The 4,305-nt window shown below is 48.9% G+C and carries 2 protein-coding genes; both read left to right on the top strand.

Annotation, left to right across the window (positions count from 1 at the left end; genetic code table 11):
* On the top strand, positions 1 to 2,233 hold a 2,233-nt coding region (locus tag VIP81_RS29420; RefSeq protein ID WP_331970196.1), incomplete at its 5' end, for a hypothetical protein.
* 8 nt (positions 2,234 to 2,241) lie between these two features.
* A partial coding sequence (locus tag VIP81_RS29415) for a hypothetical protein (protein ID WP_331970193.1) occupies positions 2,242 to 4,305 on the top strand: 2,064 nt, incomplete at its 3' end.

The raw sequence follows: 4,305 nt of genomic DNA, 5'->3' as shown, positions 1-4,305 counted from the left end.
TATGGGATTTTTGTACAACGGGAACTGGAAAGAAATACAATATAATCAGGGACCTGGCATTGTAGGATATACTGAAAAAGAAGGCCTCTTGCAGGCATCCGGGAAATTTCCGGTGGACTTGTCAAGTGGCATAAGCGGCTGGATTAAGATGGAAGCCACCTGGGGAGGAGACGACTTTTTTGTGCTGGATGCCAACAATATGGTATTTGCCTATCGTTCCAATCCGGTAACTATTCTGGCAGATCAGATATTATATCCTAAAGAAGATGGCCGTCTGGCCTCCAGGCATTTTTTCAGCGCCTTCAATTCTTTAGGTAACTGGGAAGACTTGTCAGGAGAAGGTATCAGTGCTACGCCGGTGATGACCATGCCGGAACCACAATTGCCTATCGGTCCTGAATTGTTTGATCCGCACCGGGCCAAACCTGCACCGGCTAATGGTAATCTGTTCCTGGGATTCGAACAGCTCGCGCCTAACCAAACATTATCACTGCTGTTTAAAACCGCCCCCGGTACCGGTAATCCGGACCATTACGCCCCGCCTATTGCCTGGTCATACCTCGCCGATACCTGGATTGCATTGCCGCCGCAATATATTCTCAAAGACACTACACAGGGTATGCAGCAAACCGGCATTATCCTTTTCCAGATCCCGGATGATATCAAAAATGGTAACACCGCCATCACCGGAAAGGATGGTCGCACAGACCTTTACTGGCTGCGTGCTTCCGCCGTGGAAGTACCGGATGACGATGTGATGGTAGATGCACTGCCCATGCTCATCGATATTCACGTGAATGCTGCAGAAGCCGAATTCCGTGATAACAACAACACCGAAGATCACCTGGTAAAAGGTATCCCGCCTTCAACGATCACCGCCCTGAAATTCAGGGACGTGAGCGTGAAATCAGTGACCCAGCCCTACGATTCTTTCAAAGGCCGTACCTCGGAACAGTCCGATCGGGATGGCTACCTCACACGCATACACGAAAGACTCCGGCATAAAGACAGGGCCGTAACAGTATGGGATTATGAAAGATTATTACTGGAATCATTTCCGCAGATAGATGTGTTGAAATGCCTGCCACATTCCCGTCGCTTGTATACCGCCCGTCCGGGACATGTAACCGTGGCCGCCATTCCATTCCCCGATAAGATGACCGGCAACCGCATCTTCTATCCCATTTTCGAAGCAGGAGAACTCACTGCTATGAAGCAGTTCCTGGCCCGGCGAAACAGCTATTTCGTAGGCGGATATGGAGAACCCGGCTTTTGTTGTTGTAATGATGACTGCGGATGTGATGATGGGCAAGATCGCCTCGATGTGATCAACGCAAGGTTTGAACCAATAAGGATACGGGTTTGCGTACGCTTCTATCCCGGAAAAGACATTCCTTATTATACCAAAGCACTCAATGATGCATTGAAGTTGTTCCTGTCGCCGTGGGCCACCGGTAAAAAACCACTGCTGTTCGGTACACCCGTAAACAGAACCCGTTTGCTGCAATTCCTCGAAAACCTGGACTACGTAGATGTGGTGACCAGTCTTAAAATAAAACATTTTTCTTCCCGGCAAATGGCAGAAGAATTTGAAGACATCCTGGAATGGAGCGAGGTAGATGTGATTACACCCTTTACGGCAGCTTCCGTACTCACCACTTACCTGGATCGCCTCAATGAAGACAATCCCAATGTCATAGATCATGACATCAACGTGATCAAAGACAATGATCGCTGCGCCTGCGGTGTTTGTGACGAAGACCGGCCGGCAACGGTAGTTGTAGACGAGTATGTGACGCCGGAAAGAAGGGATGTTTATAATGTGCCTACGCCGGTAGTGGATAAAACAGATACCTACACAGTACCGGGAAAAACGCCGGTGCCGGCAAATCCGGATGCGGTGAAAGTACCGGATCAACCGGTTAAAACAGACACACCGGCTGTTGCAGACCAGGTGCAGCTACTGCAGAAAACATTGGCGAAGGCCTGGAATCCCCGGCTTGTACATGCAGACGCTATTATCAACGCCATGGTAAAAGTGCTGAAAAAGGAAGTCGCCGAAAAAATACTGACAGGTAAAATTCCGGCAGACGCCCGCAAAGGTATCCCCGCCGAAAATGCCTACCGCCTGACACCCGTATTGCAAAACAATAGTGTAGTGGCCATGACAGCAGACCTGGCATTCACCGCCGGCAAATTTACCACCATCAATATCGATAAGCCCAAAAAATAAACTAACGTATGAGTACTTCTCTCATCATACCTAAAGATCCGTTGTATCCACCTTCTATGGACTGGCAATTGTTGCGCCGGGAAGGGATCCGGCATATCGAAAATCTGGCTTCGGATATCTGGACAGATTATAACCTGCATGATCCGGGTATTACCATTCTTGAGATTCTTTGTTATGCCATCACCGACCTGGGCTACCGCAGCAATATGTCGCCCGCCGACCTGTTTGCCGTACCCAACAACGATTCGTTTTATACCGCCGCTCAGATTCTGCCTTGCGCCCCGGTTACAGCACTGGACCTGCGAAAGATCCTGATCGATATGCCCGGTGTGCAAAATGCCTGGGTACAACAACTGGAAGAGCCGGAAGTACGCTTTTGCTGGCCGGAGGGTTTCCTCGACAGCTACGCCCTGGCACAGTTGCAGCCCTGGATCAAAATAGCAGGTGGATCAATTGTATTGCCGCAATTAGACAACATTGATACGGAACTCCTGCAAACGATCAACGGCTGCATCAGCGATAAAGAAAAAGAAGCTGCCCGGCAAAAATTCCGGCAGGAATTACTGGATAGCCTGGAGAAAATAGTGCTCGACGAGGGATTCAAAAAAGTAATGCTGCTCTACATGGCAGCGAATTACTACGAAGAATCATTGTTCTTTGTGGAAAGCTATCTGCTGACTGTAAATCCTGCGCAACATCCGGAGCTGGACTTCAATGCCCTCATCGGTTTGCTGGCCACGCTGCGCACCGATATGGGCGGACTAAATGGCTGGAGTGATCTCATAGCGCAAATTGATAACAATAAAGACCTGAAGGCATTCTTCTATTTTGATCCGCTGCTGTCTTTGTATTTCGCGGGTAGTTTACGTATGGCGGAATTACCCGATAAAGATCAACCGGCAGAATATAACCTCTTCCTGCCACAAGGCATCTACAGCGTTACGTTACGATTGGAAGAAGGTGCTGTGGGAGCCGAAGCCGATATCATGGCAGAAGCTAAAAAGAGATTGCACCGTGCGCGTAATCTCAGTGAAGATATTCATCCGGATATACATATTGCAGAAACGGTGGGGATGGGACTGGACCTGGCTTTAGAGCTGAATCCGACCGCGGATAAATGGGACGTGCTGGCCAAAGTATATCGCGCCATTGAACATTATTTATCACCCGTGATCCGGTTTTACAGCCAGGAAGAAATGATGTGCCGTTACGCACAGTTTTTAATAGACAGTGATGTCATCGACACCCTGCAAACGTCCCAACTCCCGGATGAGCTGACCACTGCATTGCAGGCACTGGTGAATAAACGGATTAACGGCGATGCAGCCTTCAAAGCGGCGGTGGCCGCAGTTTGGACCCCGGCATCCATGGAAGATTATTACAGCGATGTGTTCATCGCGGCTAAAAAATATTACAACGCAGATCCTGTGTATAAAGGACCATTGCTGCAACATGGCTTTATTGATGAAGCAGAATTGCTACAGGCACAACCCCGGCAAACCGTATACCGCTCGGACCTTTATCAGCTTATCGCGGCAGTAGATGGCGTAGCGCAGATCGATAGACTGGACATGTATCTTTGTAAGGATCGCACCGAAAATGTAAGTGTCGAAAAATGGTGTATTGCCTTCGACTGCAAATGTCTCCCTGTACTGAGCATCGACTGCTCTGCCTTTGCGGTCATCTCCCATTACAAAGAAGTACCGGTAGACATGCTGCGGCTGAAAGAATACCTGGATGTACACCCCGACAGTACCACTAAAATTAACCGGCAACAACAGGACCTGCCGGTGCCGGATGGACGGGTGCTGACCGATCTGACAGACTTTACCAGCGTGCAGGAAGATTTTCCGCGCACTTATAAAATCGGGAGTACGGGCATCTCTAAAAAACAAACAGACCTGCGGCAGGCACAGGCAAAACAGTTGAAAGGATATCTCTTGTTTTATGATCAGCTACTCGCCAATTACCTGACCCAGCTTTCCAGTGTAAAAACAATTTTATCGGTGAAGGGAGATGATGCCGGTATGTACCAGGCATTGTACAATATTCCCGGTATCAAAGAATTGTTG

The organism is Chitinophaga sp., from assembly GCF_036566945.1.
Lineage (GTDB): Bacteria > Bacteroidota > Bacteroidia > Chitinophagales > Chitinophagaceae > Chitinophaga.
The sequence above is the reverse complement of the archived record's forward strand: the minus strand, read 5'-3'. Positions and strand labels throughout refer to the sequence as shown.